The sequence below is a fragment of the Caenibacillus caldisaponilyticus genome (assembly GCF_002003465.1).
GTDB classification, from domain to species: domain Bacteria; phylum Bacillota; class Bacilli; order Bacillales; family Sporolactobacillaceae; genus Caenibacillus; species Caenibacillus caldisaponilyticus.
In genome coordinates this window covers 60,631-86,449 of the sequence record NZ_BDDQ01000030.1, presented here as the reverse complement: position 1 = coordinate 86,449, position 25,819 = coordinate 60,631, and the positions used below count along the sequence as shown (strand labels likewise).

The following is a 25,819-nucleotide window of genomic DNA, read 5'->3' as shown; positions in this document are numbered from 1 at the left end:
GGTGATCGCTTCATGGGACTATGGACTTTCAGTCGTTTCAGGTTGGTCGATGCTTTCAATGGAAATCTTGGCGCCTTGCAAATTGACCATGGTTTGGAACAAGTAGTCGGTGACAATTTTTGCATTAGTGATGGTGACGGTATCCGCCGTTTGCGTCCAATTTTTTGTGTAATCATTCGTGTTCTGCTCATGGATGCCCAAATTGTTGAATTGCAAATTAGCCTCAATAAAACGGGCGTCTTGGATCAATCCTTTGATTTTCGTCGGCTCCGTTCCTTTGATGTTGATCCGGATCCACTTTCCGGTCGGCAGCTTTAAGTCCTTATAAATGTGCAGATTATACACCGTCGCTTCCTCAATTTTGTTCCTCACCATGGGGCTGGCGTCCGAGTCGCCCGTTTCCCCGACTTGCGGAAGCAATTGAAATCCCGAGCCTTCCAGCTTATCAAACTGGACATAAAAATCTCCCATCCCGCCGAGAGGCAAGGCAAAGGCGGTTCCGGTCATTCCAAAAACCGTCACCATACCGCCGAGCGCCAACAATCCGGCACAAAGGGCGGCCATAAATTTCTTTTTGACTGTCCTTCCGATAGGCTTGCCTGTTTCCACTCTCTTCACCTCACCGGTATGAGTCTTGACGTTTTCCGATGTCCTAGGAAGCTACACCGATCGATTTTTTTAAGATTTCCTCAGCCCGTTGACGCGTTTCCTTCTTAAGGTGATCACCGTTCCGATCGCAGCCAAGGCGATACCAATCGAAACCATCATGAAACCATTGCTCGCCGTTGACGGCAGCTTGCCGCCCAAACCGGAACCGCCGTCGCCGCCGCCGTCTCCCAATGCCGCCGCGCCGCCCGCGTTCGCTTGATCCGCCGTTTCATCGGGGCCGGAAATGCTTTGGATGGAAATTTTCGCCCCTTGCAAATTAACCATATTTTGAAATAAGTAATCGGTTACAATTTTTCCGTCCGTAATCGTCACGCTGTCCGCGGATTGTCCCCAATTGTTGGTAAAGGCTTCTTCGCTTGACATCTTGGACGTATTATGCTGCTCGACGGCCAAATTATTAAACTGTAAATTCGCGTCAATAAACCGGGCATCCTGTATGAGGCCTTTGATGGTGGTCGGCTGCGATCCGTTGATATTGATTCGGATCCATTTTCCCGTCGGCAATTTGAGATCCTTGTAAATGTGCAAGCCGTACACCGTTGCGCTGTCAATTTTGTTCCTCACTAAAGGCGCGGCATCGGAATCTCCCGTTTTCCCGATTTGCGGCATCAATACAAATCCTTTTCCCTCCAATTTATCAAATTGGACATGGAAATCCCCCATCCCGCCCAACGGCAGGGCGAACGCCGTGCCGGTCACGCCAAAGACCGCCGCCATTCCGCCGAGCATCAATAATCCGACGAGAAGCGCTATAAAAAATTTCTTTTTTATCGTATAACCGATTGTCAGCGCCGCATCACCCATTTAAAAATTGCTCCTCCTTCACATAGTTTCGGCCGGACAAGTGAAACCGCACAAGCCTTGCCTGTTGGAAAACCATCATTATGGCATTTTATTCAGAATATAAATACTTTGTTGCCATTATAAAGCATTCATCATCACAAACCTATCCCGACAAAAATAGGGGTTTCTAAGCCGCACATTGGCGCTCCCCGACTTTTGTACACCGCCCCATCTCCCATCGCCGAGTCATGCCGGAACCCCCAAATCCGCCCGTTCCGAAAATGAAATGGGGATCTATCGCGATGCAAAGGCTTATTGAATGCCTCAATAAATGAGGGAGGAGCATGGCGGCACTGCCATTACATCTTGAAAGGCGCACGGCGATTCAAACAATGGCAAAGCACCATGTGAAAGCGCCTTTGAATTTGAGTCGACGGCGACGGCAGCGCCTCCACCACGACCGAAAAACAGCAAACGCTAAGTACAGCGATCCGTTCCATGGCCAATGCGGGATGCCCATTAAAACAAAGGCGCCGGCCCCCTTCAAGCCATGGAGGAGCCGGCGTCATGATTTACCGATCCATTCATATCTCCTAATTTAAAGACTTTTTATTTCTCCATATAAGCACCGCTCCGGCCGCTGCCAACAAGAACCCGAACAATATGAACGGCGCATTGGGGCTCGCGGTATCCGGAAGCCGGCCGCCTTGTTCAGCTCCGCCGTTGCCGGGGCTCGCGCTGTTATGGCTGCCGGAACTTTGGCCGTTGTTGTCATGGGTGCCGGGATGGTGGCCAGTGTTGTCATTGTTTCCGCCGGAGCCGACGTTATCGCTATCTCCGTTATCAGCGGGCTCTCCGCCGTGATTATTTGTTCCATCGTTGATCTTGGCAAACACGCCGTAAGTCGAAAAATGGGAGAGGCTGACGGTGATGGTTCCAGCCGCTTCATCCACTGTACCGTTCTGTTCCTCCCACATCCCTTTGGCTTCGTTATAGGAGTAAATATCCACCTGATCCTTCGCATAGCGATCGGCATCGTAGCCCATCGTCAGGATGAACGGGCCTTTGGAACTGGTCCCGTCCGGATATTTAAAATCAAATCGATAAACGTCACCCGCCGGCTTTAAACCTGCGTTGCTCGTGACCGCATCGCTTTGGCTGGCGTCCGTCACCATCAAAGTGGTCCCGACAGGCAGGTCAGACGGCAGCGTGATCACGTTTTTGGTCCCTTGTATCGTCACTCTTTGCTTCGCATGCACCGGCGTTTCCGCACCGGGGACAATCTCCGTCGCAAAAAACGGGATGATTTTCTCCAGGAACCGGCCGGCGATCACCTTATAACCGTCCGCATTCGGATGAATATTATTGTGATTGGGCAAATATTGTTCGTAATGCCCGGCAAACAAATCAAAAGTGGGCACAAATTCGGCTTCAAACTTTTTCGCCTCACCGCTGATGACCGAATTCAAGGCATTGATCATCAGCACAATCGCATCCTGGCCATCCGCATAAGGTATGGCGTTGTAATAGCCCATGACATATAGCGGCGCGTCGGGATTCAGCTCTTTGATTTCCTTTAAAATGACGTCCAAATTGGACTGGATTTCTTGAATCGCTTGAGTGACTACCGCGATCACATTGGGATCACTCGTATCCGGCGAGGTTCCCACTTTCTGAAGAACATCATTGGCCCCGATATCAAGCGTGATGAGATCCGCTTCGATGAGTTCACGCTTGACCGTCTCATTTTCCAGCTGTTTCAAAACATCGACCGTCCGATAGCCTCCGACGCCTTCATTGCTTAAATGAACGGAATAGCCGAGTTCATCCTCCAACGATCGCTTGATGTACACGGGATACCCCTCGCCCACGGAACCGGAATTTAAAAACCCGGCCGCCAAGGAATCCCCCAAAGCCACATAATTGAGCGTCGGTTTATAATTTGTTTCATCGCCGGATTTGGCCGCGGCAACGGCCGGCATTAGCGCCAGCAGCAGCACAAGCAGAAGCCGTATCGACTGCATAGACCACTTAATAATTGTCATAAGCCAATCTCCCTCCATTAGGAAAAAACACACATACCCAAAGATGCGGTATGTGTGCCTGCGCCATGAATCCTTCATGTATTTCCGCGTAAAACTGGGCATTTCGCTATTTTAATGAACGGTCCTTCAACAAATCACCTTTCTTGACGAGTTCACCCTGAATGATGTAGCGATCCGGGGCATTGCCCACATAATAAAAGGGATAGCAGGTCGTCAATGTCAGTGTCGGCTTGTCTTTTTTTACAATTACCGTGCGGTCATCGGCATTCGTAATCCATATTTTTTTAATTTCGTACTGATAATCTACGCCCTTATAGTTGACATACACCATGTCGCCTTTTTTTAAATCTTTTAAGGGGCGAAAGACGGTATCCCGATGGCCGGAGATGACGGTATGTCCGCCGTACCCGGGCGGCACGGTCCACCGGCTCACATACATGCCGGCGCCTTTTTCGAGCGTTTTTTTGTCGGTTCCCCAAAAAACATCATACGATTCTTTAATTTTAGGGATGACAAGCCGGGCGACCCGTTCTCCCGTTTTATAATGGGGAACAGGCGGCGGCTCTTGTCCCGCCGCCTGTGAATTCGCCCCGCCATCCGCTTTTGGCTTTGTCCCTTTATCAAAGGCTTTGGAGACATTTTCATTCAAGGTGTGGGCCGATTGAACCGCTTTCCATTGGCCGTAACCGAACCACACCATGATCATGATCCCTGCGATCAAAAGGACAAAGCCAATTTTTTTCATGGCCGAATCACCCTATCGTGCAAGTTTTTTCTTTCTGGCCAAGATGAACGCGCCGATAGCCGCCAAGATAAAGCCAAAGGCGATGCCAATCGGGTTCATGGTTGCCGTTTCAGGCAATTGACCGCCTTGGCCGTTGCCCCCGCCGGCGCTGCCGCCGTTATCGTTGCCACCGTTTCCGGAACCGCCATTGTTACCGCCGTTTCCGCTGTTGCCATTGCCGGTTCCGCCGTTGCCATGGTTGCCGTTATCGTTTCCGCCATTGCCTCCGTTGTCACTGCCGCCATTATTGTTGCCGCCATTGCCTCCGTTATCGCTGCCGCCATTATTGTTGCCGCCATTGTCCCCGTTATCGTTGCCGCCATTGTTGCCGTTGTCTCCGCCGCTGTTATCCGCTTTGGCAAAGACGCCGTATGTCGAGAAGTGGGTCACCTCAACCGTGATCGTACCGTTTTCCGGATCGACTTTTCCGTTGAGTTTTTCCCACTTGCCCGTTTTTTCATTGTAATAGTAGATATCGACTTGATCCGGCGAATACTTGGCGGCGTCGTAAGTCAGGGTCAAAGTGAATTTACCTTTTGGAGCTTGGCCGTCCGGATATTGGATGTCGAAGTGATAGACTTCGCCCGCAAGGATTAAATCAGGGGCATTGACCACTTCGTCACTATTGCTGACATCCCTGACTTTCAAAGTCGTCCCCACGGGCAGATCGTCCGGCATCGTCAAAACGGCACCGGAATCACCAATGGTCACCTGTTCACCGGGGTAAACTTTTGTTCCTTCATTATCACCGGGATTGACCGTTCCGGACGACTTGACGACGTGAACCGTCCGTGTCGCCGTCGCCGTGTTGCCGGAGCTGTCCGTCACGGAATAGGTGACCGTGTACGTGCCGTATTCATCGGTGTTCACTTCGCCCGTGACTTGGATTTTATCAGTGAGATCGCCGTCGACATTGTCGGTGGCCGACGCACCCGGATCTTCGAACACGCTGCCGAGTTCAACGGTCATCGGGTTATCGCCCTTTAATGTGATCTTGGGCTTTTCGGTATCGACGACTTTGACGGTCCTCTCCGCTGTCGCCGTGTTGCCGGCATTGTCGGAAACCGTATACGTCAATGTGTAAGTTCCCAATTTGTGGGTGTCCACTTCGCCCGTGACTTGGATTTGATTCGTGAGATCCCCGTCGACATTATCGGTGGCCTTAGCGCCCGGATCATGGAACGTGCTGCCGTATTCCACGGTCAACGGGTTGTCGCCATTCAAAGTAAGCGCCGGTTTTTCCCCGTCGATCGTGATGGTGTTCGTTGTTGTATCCTCACCATCGACCGGATTGCATGTCGCGTTGACATCAGGTACTGCAGAATTTTCAACATACATATGTGTCTTTATTTCTCCGGCCTTGATGTGCATGACCCCTTCGGTTCCGGCCTTAAACCCGGACACTTCCAAACCTTCTTTCGGAGCGGTAAATTTCAGAGGTCCAGAGGCAGGAACCGGCGTTTCAGGAATAGCAATTTCATGTTGCTGAGCCACATCAACCGTCGAGTCGGGGTTGTCACTGTTCAAAATAAATTCGTCGGTCGTACCGGATAACTTAGTCCCTCCAAGCGCTTTCATTACTCCTACAATGTTAGCAGGTATTTTCACAAGGGTTTGGGCACCGGTAATCTTGACATCCGCTCCCGGTTGAACGGATTTTGGCGCCGAGCCTTTGACGATTACTGGCATGTCAAATTCAATATTAAGAAATCCGAGAGGAACGACGCAATGATACAATATGCTGCCTTCGGGTTTAACCACATTGACCGTTCTTTCAATCGTTGTTGTATGACCGGCGCTGTCCGCAACGGTATAGGTTAATTTATAGGTACCGAGTTTATTGGGATCTACACTACCGGAAGTTTTAATTTTACTGGTGAGATCGCCGTCCTTATCATCAGTGGCCGTCGCGCCCGGATCAACAAACTTATCCACATCGCCAATCTCAATCGTCATCGGATTATCGCCTTTTAAAGTGATGACCGGCGGTTGGTCCACTTGTTCTTCTTGAATGGGTACGGTATTGATCTTCGTATCTGCGCCTTCGACAGGAGAGCAATTAGCGGGAATTGGGGTGTCTCCGAGCGCGTTATGGACAATAATTGTGGTATTGATATTTCCGGTGTAGAATGCCATTTCGCCTGATTGACCCGCGGTATACGGTCCTGCATCGACACCGCCTTCACCCGGGACGGAAAACGTTAGTGGTCCGGAATCAGGAACAACGGTTTCGGGAATGGGAATCGGCGGATTTGCCACGTTCACGGTTTTATCTGTGTTTGTGGATTTGACTTCAAAGAGTGTCGCCTGACCTGAGATGGTGTCCGCATGCAAAACAGTTTTTAAAGTCGTGACGACATCTGCCGGCAACGTCACCGTGCTTGAAGAGTTTTTAATCATAAACGTTTCGCCGGGTTTGACCGAATCCGGGACGGTCGCCTTGATGGTGACGGGCATGTCAAAGCTCGTGACGCTGGCGCAATGATATTGAATCGTTTTCGAGATTTCATGCATCCCGCTTGAACCATTCGTTCCGCCCGCGGCGCTCGCGGTACCCAACCTTGCGCCGGAATAAAGCAGGACCAATGCAATAGCAAGCATCACTTTGGCTGCTTTGGAAAATGCTCTTTTAATTTTAAACGCCCCCTTCTGTTTAAATTTCATACCAAGCCTTCATTTACAGCGGCCGCATTTAAACAGCGACATCACCTCCTTCGAGGCTGTTTCCCCCATGCCGCAGTAAACGAAGAGGATTTTACAATGAAAAGGACATAAGGATGCCCTTTTTGTAAACCCTTTCAAAATTGGCCCCAGGCCACCTCCCTCAAGCCAAAATGGCCATAGAACGGATGTCGCGGTTGTTCTCGTTTCGTTCATAAAAATTGCTGAGAAACAGGGCGTTGTCTTTGAGCGGTTTAATGGATGTTTCTAGAAAAATCCTTATTTTAAATAGTAAAACCTTGGCAAACCCAATCCTATCCCGAAAAAAATAGGAATTATAAAAACTATGAGGCTCGACCTCCTACTTTTGTACGATTATTCCAACATTTCTACAGCATGCGACTCATTTACCTGCTTTTCCTTTTAATTTACGGCGTCAAAAGAAAAAACTCCGGTGATTCCGGAGCTTGTTTATCTATGACTAACGCGTTGGAACTAAAATAGGGCGTTTCTTTAAACGGCAATCGCTGCAACGCTCTATCCTTGACTTTTTTCACCCACTTTGCGAATCATGTTTCAATTTCGGGATTTTGCCGGCTTCATTACTCTAGGGAGAGTGGCATAACCCAATATTCGGAACTTGAAAAAACCTGTCTTATTATGGAACTACTCATTAGAAACCGACATTGGCTCCCATTGCCGCTAGCAAGTTTTTCCCTTCCCGTTTTGTCTTACTCGGGAAAAGCGACGGCGCTCATTCGGTTGCCATCCGGATCATAAAATTCAAAAAATCTCGTGTTGCCGTCAACATGAATATCGGTGATTTTAACATTCCGTTCTTGGAGAAAGCGGTGGTATCCCTCCACGTCTTCGGTGAAAAAATTGAACGCCTCATGCTCCGACTTTACGACTTTTTCCGCTTTATAAATGCAAAGCCCGGTTTGAAGAGGATGGTGGTCCTTAAAGCTGAATCCGACGTAACGGCCATCGCCGCTTCGAAAAGTCACTTTAAAAGGGAACATCTCCAAATACCACCTCTCCGACCTTTCCAAATCCGTTACAGGGACAAAAACCGTATCGATTCTTTTTACGAATGCCATTTCACCACAACTCCTTAAAAATCATCGATTCATAGGATATAACGGAGCACAAACACAAAAAGATACGGTCATTCCTGATCATTGTGAAAATATTTTTCGTCTCGGGCGACAACGGTAAACACATTGCCGTCCGGATCTTCAAAACGGAAGGAAACCGTTCCCCGGTTCAACACCCGCATGACTTCAACACCGTGATATTGAAGCGCATGATAAGCCCGGCTGACAGCAGCCGGATTTTTCTGCTGAAATGCCTTTAAAAAGAGATCGACCAATTCGGCAACGCTTTTCGAGCGTAAACGGAACCGCGTCTGTTTTTCTTCCTCCTTTGCCTGTTTCAAAGTCGTTCGCGCGCGATGCAAAGCCGCTTTCAAGGCGCCTTCGGTCATCTCCATCATCGCGGCCGCCGACCGTGCGCTAAATCCGAAGACGTCCGTCAACAGCAACACAGATACTTGGCGCGGCGGCAAAAGGCATAATAGTTCTTCCAATGCTTCACGCACCTCAAACTCAAGGGCATGCGTCTGAACCGCGAACCGCTCGTCCTCATACCTATCCAAAGGCACTTTATGTTTTCGGCAGTGGTCAATCCAGACATTCGTCGCGATCCGGAACAAATACGCTTTTGGAGCCGGATGTTCGCGAAGGGAAGCCGATGATTGGTAGGCCTTGATTAAAGTTTCCTGATAAAGATCGTCAGCATCCCAAGGGTTTCCCGCCATCATCCGACAATATCTGGACAAGTCAGAGCGATAAGGGCGGATAAACTCCATAAAGGCATTGTTATGATCATTTTTATTGCCCAACGCTTTTTCTGCTCCTTTTGCCAATCCATTTGCATTTATTATACCAAGTTATTTACGGAAAAATAGGACTACTTTCAATATTGATCGCTAAGGGCTCTGCCTTTCTATTAGGTATTGCTTTCTTCCATCGGGTCGAAAAAAAGAAATTTCACTTGGACGGCCTTTATCGCTTGATCTCATCCCCGGAAATCTGACTGCAAATATCATCAACGGTTATTGAATTTTTGAGGTAACAACCATGACTCATTTATTCTCAGCAAGCTGCTGGATTTTAATTTGCTTCACTTCTATATAAAGTGGTTCAGCTCCGATTTTAACGAAACCAAGATTCAGAAACATTATGGGCTTATATCGTAAGGGATATTATTATAAACAGAAAGACTTGACCGAATTTATTATTATTTTTAAGAAGGGCCGGATAAACGATGGGGAGAAAGAAGAAAACAACTAAAAAAAGAATTTTTGCTTTTCTAACCGCCCTCATCTTAATTATCATTTTTATCGGCATTTATGACCTATCGCATACAACACTTGAAGAAGCACCGCATGGAAAACTGATCAAAACGTATGATTCGCCCACTCACGCCTATACGGCAAGAGCGTTTTTAATTAATAACGGCGGGGCAACGATCCGAACAGCCATCCGCGTCGACATTGTTTTTAATAACCAAAAAGACAAACCGCCGAAGACCATTTATTTCGAGTATGATCGAAGCGAACCAGAAATCACATGGCTTTCCCCTCATGTCATCCAAATCTACAATCACAAGCTCAATATCTTTAAAGACACTTATAACTGGCAAAACGATAAAAATTGGGATAAAGAGCGGCATGAATAGATTTGCTTTACCCCTATTTTTTTCGTACTCTCTCTTTCACTTTTGAAATGATGAGGAGTAATCTTTTCGCTCCCCCCTTCCTTCCGATAAAACCAATATTGGCAACGTCTATCGACGCACAAATCCCGATCTTTCGAGTTGTCGCGTTCATCTCTGTCTTTACTAGGGGCAAACAAAAAAGCCGCATGAGAAGCGGCCATCCACATCATGATGATCGCAAGGCGGCAACACCGATCCGGCGAGGCGGACGCAAATCCGGCATCATTGTGTCGGCGGGTTATTCCCGTTCAGCCGGCCAAGCGCCTTGCATTTTTCTGAGCAGAACGATTTGTCCGGTGTGATAGGCATCATGCATGACCCATGCCGTGAGCGCTTCGCCAAGGCCATCGTTGTCCAAATCGGCCTCCGTGATGCCGTTCAGCGCTTCACGAATGTCTTCCGCGATTTGGCGGGCGCGGCGAACCGTCTCTTGCCATCCGGCGGCGTCATTCGGGTCACCCGGTTCTCCGAACGTTTCCGTATTCGTGACGGACAAAGGGGCCGGCGCGCGGCCTTTTAACCTTTCAAGAATGCGCGCATTGTAAAAGTTGAGGTGATTCAATGTTTGCCAAATGGTGTTGCCTCCGACCGGCGGACGCCATGAGGCTTCTTCGGATGTGATGCCCTCGATGGCGGAAGCCAACGGCAAAAACCACGATTCCTTGTCCCAGCTATACTCTCTGAGCAACTGAAGGGCGGACAAACGCGACGCTTCCATGCCAAAACCTCCTTGAAATTGTCATTTGCGGGCGTTACTCGTTACAATAAGAAATAATGGTTCATTCATTTGTAACCATCAAATAGTTAATTAGATAGTTACAAACATATCATACCGAACGCCCTGCTTCCGGTCAATACGGCAAGGAGGATTTTTTATGGATTTGCTCTGGACGGATTTTTTGAACAGCGTTTGGCGGGATTGGCGCGGAACCGGGAAACCTCCGGAAGACCGGCTTGGCCAACGGGACTGGCAAACGCGGTTTCTTAATAAATGGGAGCTTCAGGCGCCGGTGCCGGCCGGGCCGGACGAACTGAAAGCCCTTGTCCGCTTGCGGACATTTTTGCAACAGCTCACGGAAAAGCTGGCAGCGGGGGAACAAATCGATCAAGCGGACGTCGACGGGCTGAATGCTTTCTTAAAACAAACGCCGGTGATCCGCACCATCATCAAAGGGGAAAACGGAAAAGGCTGGCGCCTCAAGAGCGTCGCCGCCCAACAGGGATGGGCGCAGGTCATGGACGCCGTCGTTACTTCTTTCATCCAAACAGCGATTGAAGGGAACCCGGAACGCATCAAAATCTGTGAAAACAAGGATTGTTTATGGGTGTTTTATGACAACACGCGGAACCGCTCGAAGCGGTATTGCGACGACAAAACGTGCGGAAACCTCATTAAAGTGCGGAAATTTCGGGAACGCCAAAAAACGGAATAAAGCGGCCTTCAACACTTTTTGGCCGTACATGTATTATCGCCCTTGGGCATTGGCGGTCAGAACGATGAAGACAAGATCGCGTCGCATTTACGCCGAAGAAAACCCTATAGGCTTCCTTTTCAAGAAAGAAAACTCGCCGACGCCCTTTGCCGCCAAAACCACCTTTAAACGGGTTGCTGCAAATGTACCTTCAGCTGCCAAGCCCCATAAAAAGGTCATACCGATTAGGAAAATCAAACAAAAAGCGGGGTTAAACACACTTTTGAAAACCGGTATGGCCTCCCCCGCCCCGCTTACAAATCGATCAGAAATGATTGCATATCCTCTTAAAAAAAGAAATCTCATGATCCCGGCCTAATAACCTGTCGCTCTACTCATTCTGTGTTTAATATTTGTACTAAACAAGAACCAGGATTATAATTCATCAGCCGTATGCTTTTCGTTTTTCTTCTCTGGGAGACGAATTTTTATTTCATCATATAACGTCGATATTTTACTATCTAATTCCGACGTTTTCGTCGTGAAAGAGATCAAGTCCTAAATGTGGTGTAAATTCGCCCCTCTTCAGGAATTGAGTTATGTCAACTAACCTTGTGTGCTTTTGCGTAGTTCCGGTCCGTTTCCTCCCGCTCCTTACACCATGTGAAATAGTCCGCCATAATCGAGATATTTGTGCCCAGTTTGCCATTTCTCGTCGATTTCTATGATAAGCGCTCCGATTAGTCGAAATGAAGAGTCACGATTTGGATGGATTCGTATCACGCAATCACGTCTGCGGATTTCCTCATTCAGGCGCTCCACGCTGTTTGTGGTCCGCAGCCGCTTTCTGTACCGCACCGGCAGTGCGAGCACTGAGGTGGGGTCAAGAGAGATCAAATTGTAGACATGATAGTAAAAAAAATCCGGTTAATAGCGCAACCGGACCACTCGTGCATAAATTGTCAAACCGTAGATTAAAACGTACGATTAAATCCGAATTTAACCATCATACAAAAGCGTGCTGATTTCACGAAAAAGCGTTGAAGGACGTTTGCGCAATTCCTCAAGGTTGAAAGTCTTCAAAACTTTCCCCTGTTTTGACGCCGCAAGCCGTCGCCGTTGTTCGTCGATCGTGAATGTAAGATCACGGATTTTATAGGCTTTGATCCGTTTCGCCAAATCAACGGAACGGTTGTCCAAGTCGATCCGAATCTGCCGGCTGAATCGGCGCAACATCCGCCATAAAGCTAGCTCTTCCTCAGATTTAATAAAAAGTTCCGGGAGATCATACGCCTTTTTTAACATATTCAGCGTCGTCATCATATAAGAAACAATGCCATAACCCACCGGACCGATTGTATGATCCAATCGGCGCCAACCGTCGACTCGAAAGCGGACGTAATACTCTTGATTCCTTGATGGGATCTCTTTAATATCAGACCTCTTGACGAGTTCTGTATCTATGATCTTGCCATAATAAGTGATTCCGTTGGCAACATCGGCAAGGGTCGATACTTTTTGCGGAATGTAAAGCGCCACATAACGGGCCTCCTGCCATCCGCTTCGCAGAATGCGGACGGGAATGTGATAAAAGCAATGGCGCATATGGGCGTGATACCGGTCCAATCCATTCACATTACCGACCAGTACTTTTTCCTCAAGCGACGAGCGCCAGTAATCCGTGGCCCCGAGCGGCAAAATGCCTTCCTCCTGTATTTCCTCGGCGCTTTTATCGATGAGCCGCTCGATGAATTGTTCGACGAGCGATGTCGCGTTCGGCAAAAACGGCAACCCGCCGATGTTAACCTCATCAATGCTCTTATAGAAATGATGCGACCGATACCCTAATTCATCATTCCACGGAAAAAGCACATAAGCTCCAAAGGCATAGCGCTCATACGGACCGCCTTGGCGAGCCACCAACGCGTCGCGGTACCGGTGCATCGTATTGATGTCCGCTTCCAACGGTCCCGGCGAGTGATATACCGTATCGTAATAACTTCCGGCCGACGCAAAATCAATCCTGTATTTGGCGTCGAAGACATAATTATATGGGTAAGGCCGATCCTTTTTTTCGATGCTTAATAAAACATCGGGTTTTTGTGGAACCGTCGGCACTCCCTTATCCCGCGCCTGAAACTCCAAAACAATCTTCTCGCCAGTGGCCGGATGCCGGAAAACGCGCTTCGCGGATTTTGTCTGATCAAGATCAACATATAAGCCGTCGCGTTTCACTTTCACGATATCTTGAGAGACCGGCTCATATTTTCTGCCGAGGATCTGCCCCAGCTTCAAATAAGTCCAATATTCATAAAGGGTAGCCACGTCTTTAACCGACATTTTAAACATCTGTCCTAGGAGCGCCAAACCCCGTGAAACAATGAGATATATGCGATAAGCCTCGCGATAGCCCGGTTTCATGTGCAAAACGAGGCTCATCACGCTGCGGTCAAGCTTCCCAACCGTCTTCCAAAAGGACATCTGAAACCTGTTTTCTAAGAGACGCTGCATTCCGGATACCTTGTTCAGCAGCTTCGGATCCGCGGCCTTTTCATAAGGCCCCTTTTCAGCGAGTTTTTTGTAAATATAAGCCGTCTTATCGCGCAAACGGCTAATCATCCATTTCACAAACCGGTTTTCCAATGTATCGAAAGACAAATCTTTTCTGACGGTCCATCCTTTCCGCGGCAATAATTCATGTCCTGCAATGTCCAAACCACCCGGCGTTTCTTCAAAAAGATGAGCCTTTTTCCGTATACGCTTTCGAGCTGTCGGATCCATCTGTTTAATCCGGTCGCCGCGAACATAAAGGTAGCGGGTGACAAGCTTATGGTGCGGCTGCCGCTCAATGCGATCGATCGCTTGAAAAAATTGATGAACATAGTGATCGAAAAGTCGATAAAATTCCGTGGGTGAGGGACGGGATGACGGGACGGATGATGCACCTAAAAATGTTTTCCGCAAAAAATGAAACGCCAAATTATAAATTTCTTCATTGACCTCTTTCAACAGTTGATAAAAATCCTCTTTATAATCCAACTTGGAGGGAAAAATTTCGAGCGTTACCTCGAGCAGCGTCCGTATGCCGTCATGAATCTGAAATGTCGTCAAGCCGATTTCGTTCGTAAAACGTAAGTTGCCCATGAGGATGTGCCCGTCTTTACCCACAGGGCCAACAGCTTTTCGCAGTGCCGGATATTCATGATCAAAATATAATCGTTTTCGTTGTTTCGACTCGACCACGAGTTGGTAAAAGCCGTTTTCAAAGAAAATCGGTGGGTGTTCCCCTTTTTCCATCAGGCACCCTTCTCGAACATCAAAAACTTCGACGGATTCGACATCAACACCAGTGCACTCAAACCGCATCGTTTCAAAAGTTTCTTCGGCCTTTTGTCGGTATTGCTTTAGGCTTTCATATCGTTCATGGTACGGTATCCCTTTGATGTACAGAAAAAGTTCCGATGTCTCAATGACAACCAGTTGCGTTACAAAGTCTTCAGAACCAGAAGGACGTGAAGCCATCGTTCTGCAGCCTCCATATCATATCGGCCAATTTCGCCGCTGATTTCGGATAGGGGGCATGATTCAGATCTTCTTTCAAGTTGTCAATGCGATCTTCCTCAATGATGCGGTTCGTACAGAAGCGATAAAGTTGCTTGAGAACCCGATCTGTCCGCTCATCACTTCCCGAAAGCCGTGGCAATATTTTTTGGCACAGCTGTAGGTCGAAAGCTACATCCTCGGTCAATAGCCCCGCTTTTTCATTGTGTATCATATAAAAGCAAATTTCGTCCCTTACCCGATAACCGAAAGACGCGTTTATCTCGTTTAAGATGGCATTCACCTCTACGAGCTTTCCAGTGATGCGATAGATCAAGTCTTTCGCTTCACGATAGGCATCTTTTAATCGAATATATTCGCCCCGAAGAACTGCATTCGACACCAAGGCGGGTCGTGGAAACTGCTTTTCCTCTTCGAGAAATTCAAAATGATCCAGTTTGACCTCATTGAACTCAATGGTATTGGCACGATCCAACACTTTTTGGCTAAACGGATGCGTCGTTTCGTCCATATTTACCGTACCGATAATATAAACATTGTCGGGCATCGTCACCCGCTCTTCTAACCCTTTATCAAGCTCAATGGAATCCGTTACGATCCGATCGCCCTTCCAGTCGCGGCTTTCCATAATGCTGAGAAAATCACTGAAATAATATTCCACCCGTGCCAAGTTCATCTCATCCAACAAAACGAAGAAAGGTTTATTCCTATTTTCCGGTCTTGAAGCTTCCCGCAACACACGGGTTAAAGGTCCGGGTTGGAACTTACCCTTAAGATTCGTGTAACCCAAAAGATCCGATCCGTCGCTCCAATCCGGTCGAACCGGGATCATTGTAAAACGGCCATTCTCTTTCGTCGCCCCCAAACTCTCCGCAAAATAACGGACAATTTGTGTTTTCCCCGTCCCGGAAATTCCGGATAATATGACAAATGGTTTTGTTTTTAACGCAAGAAATAAGTTTATGACATTTTCTTTGGAGTAGTAGAAACCTTTACTTGATATATAGCTGTGAATGTGGTCAATAAGGGCTTGATCCGAATCAAAAGTCGTAAAATAATTCGATGGTTCGATGGATTCACTTTTTAATATATCGGGATCTATCCCATTTTTTAATAGTTTCTCACGAGCTGCTAAATCAAATATCGCTGCACCCAAAATATCTAAATGATTTCTTCGATAAGGTGTTTTACTATAATTTGCAAATCTAGTTTTTACAAAATCAATAGTCCGAAGGTATGCTTCCTGCACGCCCGAATCTATATCTTGATAGGCTTCTATACTAACTGTATAAAGCCTCACCGGTTTTTCATTGATCTTCTGTTGATAAATGTAATCTTCTTCGATCATCCCTTTGATATTACCCGTTTCCTCAATAAGAAGGGGAAGTTGAACGCCAACTTGTCCATCTCGTAATTTTTTAAATCCCAAAATTAACCATGAACAAAAATTAAAATGAATCGAACGCATATCTTTCCGATAGGTAACGGATAGACGTGGATCACTTTCGCTACGAATTCCTAGTCTTTTAGCGGTCTCCCGCATCAAATCAAAACACTGTTCCGCTTTACCATACTCAATGAATATGGAATTAAAAGGTTCAGCCAATTTTTCATGAGTTGATTTGCCATCATGAAAGTCCTTGGTCTCAAGTATCGCTTCTGAACGAGGTCTGAAGGAATTATAAGCCACACCTTCTGGGAATCGTTCTTTAAATTTATGATAGAGTTTCTGAACAAAATCATCCGACACAGAGAAAAAATATCCTTGCTTTACATTCCCATTCCGGTCAAAAGGCCCATCTTCTGTGATTCTCCATTCAAGGGGAATTTCATCTTTCGTTATCGGCGATTTAAGTTCATAATAACTCACGGGTAACAAGTAACCGTCCTGTTGCCATGCATCCGAAGCAATCTCTTTTGGCTTGGGCTTTTCAAGCGCTGATTCATCGACCTTAGCAATTGCTCTAATTTGCCCGACTGCATAAACGAATACTAAATCACCAGGCTTTGCCTTCGTCAAATCCGTATGATGAGCAAATGCAACTCCACTTTTACTTACTTTCGGTGCCCATAAAATTCCACTACTTTTTTCGACTTCATGTGTTTTTCCTTGATTCACCCACCAAAAATGTGGAAAAGTCGTGTTTGATGGCTGATAAACCTTTAAGACAACACGATATATAAATGGAGTCCCCGTTTGATAAAACTCCATGAACTCACTTATTTCATCCGGAACGTGAGCAACTTTTTTCGTATTTTCGTTCACTGAACGCACTTCTAATAAATACCGATAACTCGAATTCAACATTTCTTTTAAAAACGTTTTTAGTTCTTTATTGTTGTCATAACGAATTTGGTAAGTATCCCCAATATTTTTGCGATCCACATTGACTAAAAGCGCATCAAAAGCCCGGTCATCAAAAATGAGTTTTATCTCATGTTTATCCCCTTTTGCAAGATGGTATCCACCGTTTGCCTCATCGAAGTCGGCATGAAACTCTGAAGGAATGGTCGAGCCATATTCGAAGACCGACCAATCGACCTTCTTGATGCCAATCAAATTTGGTTTATCATCAGGTTTTGACCAGCTGTAACTTTGTTTGATCATCATCGGCCTCCAAGTGAAACTAAAACCTATTTTTTAGCAACATATTTAATTCCTGTATAATCCCTTTCATAAATATGTTAATACCGACTTTTTTACCTCGTAAGATTTTTCTAAGTCATCCCAATATATCAATACCTTTTTCTGGATGTTTATAATGAAATCAAGCATGTTATGGTCATTTTTTAGACGGAATAAATTGAAATCCATTGGGCGAGTTTGACCCAACGATTGTCTTTATTCAATTTGCCGCCAAACGGCAAGAAAAAGTCATCCGACAAAATAAGTTGGTTTTCCGATCTTTTATACAAAGCAGGAGCCTCCAAGTGCAAGGTTTTTGCAGAATGGGTGATAAAACCCTTGCATTTGATTTCGACAAACAAGACTGAAAATCCTTGTAAATCAAGGATATTTTATTTGTTCAGCATTCCTTAGTTATAATTTATTAAGAATTGATTTAGAAAGCGTTAAGGATCACGCGTTATGCTGTAAACATACGGTTTATCACAAAACGGATCCGGATGTGCCACAAATAAACGCACAAGAAGGTCGAGAAGATGAAAGTGATAAAGAGCTGGTGGCTGTTGTTGATCGTGTCGCTCTGAATCATGATCCCGTTTTCCACCCCGTGCTTCACCTTGGATCCGAACAAAAGCCGCATTCCGATTACCCCATTCGCCGTCCAATATCCTTTATTGTCGAGGCTTGTGTTGATATAGTTATGCGTGGTCGCACACATCGCGCTCGCGTTCATCGCCTGATCACCGGCTTTTTCCAATTCTTGCACCCCATCCGCCGGCAGAAACCGTCCGTGCATCGCAATCCCGGCAAGATTTACGTCGTGAGCATTCTTCTCAGCGGCGTTCTGGCCTTCCCGGTCATATATTACGAAAAGGATTACACCTAAGCGATGTCCTTTCTCGCTTTGTACGCTGTCTGGCTTTTCACTTGCTGTAAAGGTTTTTGCGCGACCGCCGATCGAAAGTTCAAAGAACATCAAAAATGGATGATCCGCAGCTTCGGCATCACCTTGGTCGCCGTTTACGCCCGCGCCTTGATTACCTCTTTTGATTTTGAATTACGCCCTTTACAACGGGTTTACGCTTCCCGGCGGAATCAAGGCGATGATCGCACAAGTTTTTGCCGTCAATGTATGGGACGTGAAATGGGCCAATCTCAAATCCGGCCGGGCGTTACGGAATTGAACGGCGCTGGAGCGGGAACGGTACGACCACTTTCAATTTTTTTCGAACAAATCATATGAAATTATGTTGGAATACGTTGTAAAGCAAACATCCAACCATAAATGTATATCCTTAAGCCTTCCCGTTTCGCTTGATTGATTATTTCATCTTCAAAATGCGGCAAAAACCCTTTGCATACGACGATACCTTTCATATCCCCTTCACCTTTATCACGTTGATAAACCTTGATATACGCCTTGATCTGTTTTATCACTTCAGGACCTATCTCGCCCTTTTTAATTTCAACAATATATTTTTGTTTGGATTCTTTATCTTGGATCAATAAATCCAGTCTTCTTCCATCGCGTAGGACAACTTGTTTGTCTATAAAGAGCATATTTTTTCCCAGAACCGTCGGATTTTCCGCAATAAATTGTTCGATATCTCGTTCCAATATTTGGCGGATTTCATCATTTGAAAGCAGTTTTCGTTTTAAATAACTCTTCTGATTTAAATCATCAATCTTCTTCCTCAGCAAATCCGCCTGATTCGCATCCAATCTAACCCAATTTCTCAATCGAGAAGAAATGGCGGCCAACTCGGTTTGATTTTTCGAAGGATTGAACGGAATATTTAGTTCCCTTAACAATGCCTTGTTTATCTCCAGTGGAATCTGCAAGATCAAAGATTTTATCGGATTGCCGAAAACAATCACTTCGTTATCTCTATGATATTGCGCACTTCGCAAATGCGGATTATTGTATTTCGTTACAATCGTCGAGTCTTCTCTCGCTTTGTTTATGTCCATTACTTCTTCAACAAAATAGTAAGCGGTGATATATCTCATATTTTGTATCGTCGTATGGAAGAAGAGATAATCCCCTTTTGAAACCCTGGTCTTCAATATTTTTCCCCTTCTCCCACTGTCACCGTATGTATATTCTGAGAATAAAGGATCCTCTTCCAAATCATTTCGTTTCGGGTCAACATAAGGAATGAGGTAGCTCGCCAAAGATTCTTCCTCCTTAAACGAAAAATGAAATGCTTGCTGACGTTTATACTACTCCTGTTCAACAACCTTGATCGCAGCGATTTAATAATGCAGTCTTTCTAAGAAAAATAAAAGAAAATGATTGTCTGCATGTCCGCCATTATCCATATTATCGACCCGTCCGAGATGAGCGGCGTTCTGTCAGCAAGGACGTGTAATCAGGACAGGGATTTCTCCGGCAGCGTTTCGAGAATTTCCCCGGTCTCCAAATTGTAAAAACCGGTTTGGCTTTCCCCGGGGATTTCCAAGATTTTGCTTGCCGGAATCGAAATGGTGAGGTTGCCTTCGGCCGTTTTTTGGTCGAGATACCGGCCCCCGTACATCAGCTCGGAAGTCCTGGGGCTGAAAAAGACACGCTCAATCAAAAATTCACGGTTCGACTCATAAGTCACGAGCCCCTTGCTGTTCGGCAAAATAATCTTATGTAACATATCCCCAAGGTCGCCGATTTCCTCTCCGCCGAGCGAAATCGGTCGAGCACCGTTTGCGGAGAGGCGGGATAATTCCAGCAACGCTCCGGTTGTGGCGCCCGTGATTTTCCCTTCTTTTTCCTTGATTTTTGCCAACTTGATCGCTTGTTCCAAAACGTCGCCAAGCGTATCATCCTTCATGAGATGCCCGGACAATCGCAAACTTCCGTAAGTTTTGTCAAAGATCGCGATGAATTTCGAGCTTTCTTTGATATATGGAGGTTTGTCCGTCCTGACTTTATCGATCGCCCATTCCACATCTTGCCGGTCAAACGGTATTTTTATCAAAAAGCTGTCGCAGAGGATTTCGGCCAGTTTGTCGACTTCGACGTTTTCATTGTTGAATACCGGATGAAGAAGGATTACACCGCTCGTAAAATAATTGCGCGTGAAGCGATGAACGTCATATGTCACGGGATCAGTCAACGGATACGTTCTCCTTAACGTCGTCGGGCCGCGTTGCTCTTTAAAACCGGAAACGGACTCCCTGACCTGGATGTTGCATTCGAACACCAATAAATCCCCGTATGTGACCGAGCGATAAACATTGTCTTCCGAAATATTCGGAAACACCAGGATGGGAAGGGACTGCGGACTCGTCGTATATTGCCTTTCCTGCCGGACAGTGATCACTTTGGTATGCTGATTCACTTTGTAAACCCTATACGCTTGGGTCGTATAATAATAAACGGCGCCGGGGTAAGCTTCTCTAAGAACTTGGGCATATGACAACGATCCGAGATCTCTTTGAACAGGACCTTGTTTCAGTTCGACTTTAAACTGGCTTTCGACGTCCCTCAATGGAAAGGTATGGTTCGGATCTTCCCCCGCCTCCGCTTTCATCTCCCTCAGATCAACAGGGATTTCCCCGATCCTTTCTTTTTGGCAAAGACGAATGAACCCTTCCGGAAACTCGACAGCCGATTGGAATTTTTCTTCATCCGCTTTTCCGATCATTTGGCACAATTGGTCGTGCTCGCCCCCGAGCCGCGCCAGGCACAGGGCATGGATGTATTGCATCCTCGGGTTTTCCAGATACAACGAACTTTCTTTCATCGGCCTTTCCAACAACGTTTGCGGGTGATCAAAAATCATTTCGTTAAAAGTGCTACCGTTATTGATCACAAAGACCTTGCCTTCCCTGTGGCGGCCGATTCTCCCGATCCTTTGATACAGGCTCGTCAAAGACGTCGGAACGCCGACCAAAACCGCAATATCGAGATTAGGGATGTCGATGCCGAGTTCCAAAGCGCTCGTGCTGATCACGCCTTTCAACGTACCGTCCGAAAGGCGGCGCTGGATGGTTTCGCGGTCCTGCACTTCATAGCCGGCGCGAAACGGCAAAATGTCGGCGGACAAAAGGTGCTCGGCCGTCAACGTGCTTTCCGCTTCTTCATCGCTTTTCTTTTTCTTCCGGTTCAAGATCGCGGAAAGCAATTCGGCTTGCTTCCGGCTGTCGACAAAAGCGATAAACCGCTCGTCAAATTTTGCGATTTCACCGAAAAAAACCGCCATCTCCGTCATAAAATCCGCATTTTTGGGCGGATCGAGCATGATGATTTCCACATCGTATCTCGGCGAACCGTCGATTTCAGGGCCGATGACGACAAAATCCACGCCGGTCAATTTTTTCAGATGTTCCGCCGGCTGTGCGATCGTCGCCGAAGCACACATGAATTGCGGATACTGCCCGCACAGTTGCAATAAGTGCCTCAACCTTCGGAATAAAAAAGCCGAATTCGAACCGAACACGCCGGAATAGGAATGGACTTCGTCAATGACGATAAACGCGACCGATTTCAAGAAACGCACAATGGCGCGATCGCTGACGTTGTAAAGCAGCCATGCATGTATTACATCCGGGGTCATGATGACGATTTGGCATTCTTCCAAAATGCTTTTTCTCTTATTGACGCCGACATTACCGTCAATTCTCCCAACGGAAACCGGAAAGCCAGCCTTTTCCATCGCCGCTTTCCACCTGTCCTCCTGCTCGCGGCCCAACGCTTTCATGGGGTATATGGCGATGATTTTGGCTTTCGGATCTTTCGCGAGGACTTCCATTCCGCCGATATAAAAAGGCAAACTTTTTCCGGAAGAAGTCCCCGTCGTCATGCATACGTTCTCTTTATTCAAAAAGGCCTTGACCGCTTCTTTTTGATGAATGTACAGCTTGGATTGATATAGTCGGCGGAGGTAATCTTTCGTTTTCGGGGATAATGCCAGGTCATCGATTTCGACGAGTTTCTTATCTTTTGCCGTAATCTTGATTTTTTCTACGGTTCGCCAACCCTCTATATGCATGATCATGACGCCACCTTTTTCTTTTTAATATATTTTAATTTTTTTAATTATATTTGTAAACGCGTTTTTTAAATTTTTCGGGTCGAAACGGAGACAGGACGGTATGAAAAAAATTTTTTCATGATAAAAACCGTAAAATGGGGCGATTTCGAGGTATCGGTTTTCAGGCTTCCTAACAACACAATCCTGAAGGTTTTCCTTCCAATACGCCGGGTCACACCCTCACGGCCTCAACGGCCTATTCATCTGAGATAAAATGGAATATTCGGCGGCAAGGTTCATTCTGCCCGCGAATTTCGATATCGTCTGCTTTAACAAAGGTGGTAAAACCTTTATCTTCCGCATATTCCTTGGCACAATTTAATGCCCCCGTGCCCTCTAATTCAATGGGATCATCGGCTATAACAGCCACCGCAAGGTTATTTCCTCTAAACTCCGAATCTAATATTCGAAGGGTGGATACCCTGGCAAGCTTTTCCTCCCAATCTTCGTTAATTTCGTCGTCCTCTTCATCCCAATCATCCTCAGGAAGAGTAGATGAACTGTCCAACACATCATCTTTGTCAAGCCCCAGAGCCTGCATGTCGAGTTCAAACCAATCCTTCTCTGTCATCATGTCGTCGACGTTTTCATCAATGGATTCATCAATGGTCATAAATTCGATTTCAGCCATTTTTCCGGGATCCACTTGTCGGTAAAAATAGTGATAATGTTCCGTTACTTCCGCAAATTCGCTTGGATCGTAATAAAGCTTTTTCCGGCCCCTCTTGCATAAGACGACGGGCTCTCCTCTTAAGCGGACGCCATCGAGGATCTCCGCCGCCTGTGCCGCGAAATATCCCTTCGCATCTTTTTCATTAAAAGAGACGATATGGTTTCCAAACCAGTCGATGATGTCAGGGATCTCACAAGGTTTCGGAAAGGAAACGCTGACGAGCAACGTCTTGGACTTCAAGGTCAAGATGTTCGCAATGATGTCCCTTACTTGAACGCCGTCGATTTTGAACTCGTCAAACGCCATTTCATATTCGGGAATGAAGCAATACTCGTAATAATCATCCGCCTCTCGAAGCTGCTCGCGGTCGTTTCCAATCCACTTGTTTCTACGGAAAGCCGTAAGATCGATGACCTTCATTCGATCAACCCCTCCCGCTTATTTTTACAACACCTTGGCTTGCGGCATTTTTCCGAGCGTCAAGTTGAGCCTTCCGGGTTATGGTTAAGCGCTTTCAATTTGGCGCGGATCTCTCTCCGTCTTTATCATAACACTCATGGTGGCCCAAAAAGGGGGGACTGTCCAAAGCGGTGATGTGGAAATGGCGGATTTTTGCTTCGGTGTAATACCGGAAAAGGTGCGATTGCGCGGCTCCGTCATCGGCAGACGAGGGTGTCGAGCCTAGAGCCAGCCCCGTCGCCGCATCGATTGCCGCTTGTCTTAAAGGGCGGGAAGAAGCCGAGCGTGCGGGTTTCCGGCGCGACCGCCCCGCCCTTCATAGCGTTCGGCGAACCAAATCAATGTCGGCGCCGATCCGCGGGTCACCCGGACCCGGCGTCCGGCATCGATGTCTTCTTAACAATCATTTCCTCTCCGCCGGCCAGGTGCCCTGCATCTTCCGGAGCAAGACGATTTGGCCGGTGTGGTAAGCATCATGCATGATCCAGGCAGTGAGCGTTTCCTCAAGGCGTCTTTGTCCAAATCCTCTTCCTTGAGTTTCCTCAGCGCTTCTTGGATGCACTCAGCGATGTCGCGGGTGCGGCGTCGCGTTTCCATCCCTCGCGGTCATCCGGGTCGCCGGGCGCCCCGAACGTCGCCGTATTCGTGATGAACGAAGGGTCAGGCGAACGCCCTTTCAATCTTTCCAAAATGCACGCGTTATAATAGTTGAGAGGGTTCAAGGTTTGCCAAATGGTGTTGCCTCCGCCAGGCGGCCGCCATGATGCTTCTTCGGATGTGACTCCTTCGATGGCGGAAGCCATAGGCAAAAACCAGGACTCCGCGTCCCAACTATAATCCCTGAGCGACTGAAACACGGACAAGCGCGATTTTCCCATTTCATTGTCCCCCCGGAAAAAATGATTTTCGCACGTTTGAAGGACGTCCCCCGTCACGACACGATTGCTAGTTGTGAGTCATGCCACTTGCTCCGCTTCGCTTTTGACGCGATAAAGATCTTTAAATCCGCGCAGGAAGGGGAAAACCATGGTAGCCAAAACCATGAAGACGCCCGTCCCCGCCGTCGCATAGAGCGTACCGGCAAGGTTCGCCGCATACCCGCCGAGCAAAATGCCTGCCATCTGCCCCCAATTGACGGTCGCTTGCAATATCGCCGAGCCGCGTCCCAAAAATTCCTGCGGGGTAATGCCCAAAAACAAGGCGCTCACCGGAACGTTCAACAGCGCGTTCAAACCGCCGACTAAAAACGACCAGACGAAGACGGGAGAGAGACCGAACAACTCTGAAAAATGCGGCAAGACCAGGGCAAGGAACATCCAAATGCCGATCGCGCCGGTGCTCGCGAGAAGCATCACGCCCGGCCGCATCCGTTTAATGATATAGGGGGAAGCGAGCGCCCCAAGAACGGCGCCCATCCCGACCGTCGCGTCCAAAAATCCGAATTTCGCCGCGGGCACCTTTAATTCCATCAAAAACAAGGCATTGATGTTGGTGTTCAACACACCGGCGGCGAGCGTCATCGGGATCAAAAACAGAATCAAAAATCTTAATACGGGAAGGCCGAAGACGGTCCGGATTCCCCGGCCGATCGACAGCAAATAGCCTTCGGTCTCCCGCCCCGGTCCGTTTTCTTCGCTCTTTCGGTTCAATTCTTTAATGGTGAGGAGGATCGCGGCGGAAACGATAAACGTGCACGCATCGATGATAAAAATCAAATCGTTATCCTTCAGCAAAAACAAAAGCCCGGCGGCCGCGGGAGCGATGATCATCATCGCCTGCGCGGTCCCTTGCGACAGCCCGACCGCTTCGGCCAGTTTTTCCTTTTTCACCAATAAAGAAATGGATGCGGAACGTGCCGGTTCAAAAAGCGACGTCCCGACGCCCTCCAGCACGATGAGCGCGAGAATCAGCCAAACATGGTGTTGAGCGAAAAGCATCAGCAACACGATGATCATTCGATATATATCCATGCCGGCCATAATCAACCGCTTGGAAAATCGGTCGGCGAGAGGACCCATGAATACCCCGAAAACCGCGGTCGGAAGCATTTGCGCAAAGATGACGAAACCGATGATGAACGGATTGTCGGATTGAGTCGCGACAAGGATGATGATCAACGTTTCGTAAGGCCGTCCCCGAACTCGGAGACGACCTGCGCAAGCCATAATTTTAGATAAGACCATGAACTGAGAAGCGCAATCACCGAGATCCCCCCATGTTTTGGTAAAAAATTTTACGACTCCTTGACATTTAAGTTTCGGATATTCGGATTGACCAATGCGAAGGCCGCGACGCCGATGACCCCAAACACCCACAAAGGGAAAGAGGACGGATA

General features: G+C 47.3%; 19 protein-coding genes and 2 pseudogenes. 4 read left to right on the top strand and 17 right to left on the bottom strand.

Annotation, left to right across the window (positions count from 1 at the left end; genetic code table 11):
- Positions 1-18: 18 nt before the first annotated feature.
- The 7 genes from CCB157_RS09995 to CCB157_RS09965 all read right to left on the bottom strand — a co-directional run bounded on the left by CCB157_RS09995 (position 19) and on the right by CCB157_RS09965 (position 8,845).
- Positions 19-609: a DUF6230 family protein gene (locus CCB157_RS09995; protein ID WP_238594654.1), complete on the bottom strand. Its 591-nt coding sequence runs from the start codon at positions 607-609 to the stop codon at positions 19-21.
- A gap of 69 nt (positions 610-678) precedes the next feature.
- The gene (locus tag CCB157_RS09990; RefSeq protein WP_077615752.1) at positions 679-1,473 is read right to left on the bottom strand and encodes a DUF6230 family protein; all 795 of its coding nucleotides are present in this window, start codon (positions 1,471-1,473) and stop codon (positions 679-681) included.
- A 572-nt stretch (positions 1,474-2,045) separates the two neighbouring features.
- On the bottom strand, positions 2,046-3,497 hold the full coding sequence (locus tag CCB157_RS09985; RefSeq protein WP_158077278.1) for a GDSL-type esterase/lipase family protein: 1,452 nt from the start codon (positions 3,495-3,497) through the stop codon (positions 2,046-2,048).
- Between the two features lie 106 nt (positions 3,498-3,603).
- Positions 3,604-4,242 carry a class D sortase, LPxTATN-specific gene (gene srtD, locus CCB157_RS09980; protein ID WP_077615750.1) on the bottom strand — a complete coding sequence of 213 codons (639 nt, stop codon included), beginning with the start codon at positions 4,240-4,242 and terminating at the stop codon, positions 3,604-3,606.
- Between the two features lie 12 nt (positions 4,243-4,254).
- Positions 4,255-6,945: a DUF5011 domain-containing protein gene (locus CCB157_RS09975; protein WP_077615749.1), complete on the bottom strand. Its 2,691-nt coding sequence runs from the start codon at positions 6,943-6,945 to the stop codon at positions 4,255-4,257.
- A 728-nt stretch (positions 6,946-7,673) separates the two neighbouring features.
- Positions 7,674-8,042 (bottom strand): VOC family protein, encoded by a 369-nt coding sequence (locus CCB157_RS09970; RefSeq protein ID WP_077615748.1) that lies wholly within the window; start codon positions 8,040-8,042, stop codon positions 7,674-7,676.
- A 68-nt stretch (positions 8,043-8,110) separates the two neighbouring features.
- Positions 8,111-8,845, bottom strand: coding sequence for an RNA polymerase sigma factor (locus CCB157_RS09965; RefSeq protein WP_077615747.1), 735 nt, complete (start codon positions 8,843-8,845; stop codon positions 8,111-8,113).
- 425 nt (positions 8,846-9,270) lie between these two features.
- On the opposite strand from CCB157_RS09965, the gene CCB157_RS09960 reads away from it, so the two are divergent.
- Positions 9,271-9,684 carry a DUF5412 family protein gene (locus tag CCB157_RS09960; RefSeq protein WP_077615746.1) on the top strand — a complete coding sequence of 138 codons (414 nt, stop codon included), beginning with the start codon at positions 9,271-9,273 and terminating at the stop codon, positions 9,682-9,684.
- A 277-nt stretch (positions 9,685-9,961) separates the two neighbouring features.
- On the opposite strand, the gene CCB157_RS09955 is transcribed toward CCB157_RS09960, so the two are convergent.
- On the bottom strand, positions 9,962-10,441 hold the full coding sequence (locus CCB157_RS09955) for a DinB family protein (RefSeq protein ID WP_077615745.1): 480 nt from the start codon (positions 10,439-10,441) through the stop codon (positions 9,962-9,964).
- 157 nt (positions 10,442-10,598) lie between these two features.
- On the opposite strand from CCB157_RS09955, the gene CCB157_RS09950 reads away from it, so the two are divergent.
- Both CCB157_RS09950 and CCB157_RS09945 read left to right on the top strand, forming a co-directional pair.
- Positions 10,599-11,156: a CGNR zinc finger domain-containing protein gene (locus CCB157_RS09950; RefSeq protein ID WP_077615744.1), complete on the top strand. Its 558-nt coding sequence runs from the start codon at positions 10,599-10,601 to the stop codon at positions 11,154-11,156.
- A gap of 64 nt (positions 11,157-11,220) precedes the next feature.
- Positions 11,221-11,514: a hypothetical protein gene (locus CCB157_RS09945; RefSeq protein ID WP_077615743.1), complete on the top strand. Its 294-nt coding sequence runs from the start codon at positions 11,221-11,223 to the stop codon at positions 11,512-11,514.
- A gap of 223 nt (positions 11,515-11,737) precedes the next feature.
- Here the strand turns inward: CCB157_RS09945 and CCB157_RS09940 are convergent.
- The 4 genes and pseudogenes from CCB157_RS09940 to CCB157_RS18235 form a co-directional block, all read right to left on the bottom strand.
- Positions 11,738-12,020, bottom strand: a pseudogene (locus CCB157_RS09940) (transposase); the annotation flags it as partial.
- Between the two features lie 114 nt (positions 12,021-12,134).
- Positions 12,135-14,657: a DUF2357 domain-containing protein gene (locus CCB157_RS09935; RefSeq protein WP_077615742.1), complete on the bottom strand. Its 2,523-nt coding sequence runs from the start codon at positions 14,655-14,657 to the stop codon at positions 12,135-12,137.
- Entirely contained in the window at positions 14,632-17,304 is a 2,673-nt protein-coding gene (locus CCB157_RS09930; protein ID WP_238594653.1) for an McrB family protein, read from the bottom strand. Before CCB157_RS09930 ends, CCB157_RS09935 begins: the two co-directional genes overlap by 26 nt.
- A 182-nt stretch (positions 17,305-17,486) precedes the next feature.
- Entirely contained in the window at positions 17,487-17,612 is a 126-nt protein-coding gene (locus CCB157_RS18235) for a hypothetical protein (RefSeq protein ID WP_274519631.1), read from the bottom strand.
- A 410-nt stretch (positions 17,613-18,022) separates the two neighbouring features.
- Here CCB157_RS18235 and CCB157_RS18065 point away from each other — a divergent pair.
- Positions 18,023-18,565 (top strand): annotated as a pseudogene (locus CCB157_RS18065) (DUF2306 domain-containing protein).
- 2 nt (positions 18,566-18,567) lie between these two features.
- Here CCB157_RS18065 and CCB157_RS09920 read toward each other — a convergent pair.
- The 5 genes from CCB157_RS09920 to CCB157_RS09900 form a co-directional block, all read right to left on the bottom strand.
- A complete protein-coding gene (locus CCB157_RS09920; protein WP_077615741.1) occupies positions 18,568-19,497 on the bottom strand; it encodes an endonuclease NucS domain-containing protein in 930 nt (309 codons plus the stop codon).
- A gap of 197 nt (positions 19,498-19,694) precedes the next feature.
- On the bottom strand, positions 19,695-22,316 hold the full coding sequence (locus tag CCB157_RS09915) for a DEAD/DEAH box helicase (RefSeq protein ID WP_077615740.1): 2,622 nt from the start codon (positions 22,314-22,316) through the stop codon (positions 19,695-19,697).
- Between the two features lie 232 nt (positions 22,317-22,548).
- Entirely contained in the window at positions 22,549-23,445 is an 897-nt protein-coding gene (locus tag CCB157_RS09910; protein ID WP_077615739.1) for a hypothetical protein, read from the bottom strand.
- 581 nt (positions 23,446-24,026) lie between these two features.
- A complete protein-coding gene (locus tag CCB157_RS09905) occupies positions 24,027-24,362 on the bottom strand; it encodes a DinB family protein (protein WP_077615738.1) in 336 nt (111 codons plus the stop codon).
- A gap of 78 nt (positions 24,363-24,440) precedes the next feature.
- Positions 24,441-25,601, bottom strand: a complete 1,161-nt coding sequence (locus CCB157_RS09900) for an MFS transporter (RefSeq protein ID WP_158077277.1) — start codon at positions 25,599-25,601, stop codon at positions 24,441-24,443.
- Positions 25,602-25,819: the final 218 nt, after the last annotated feature.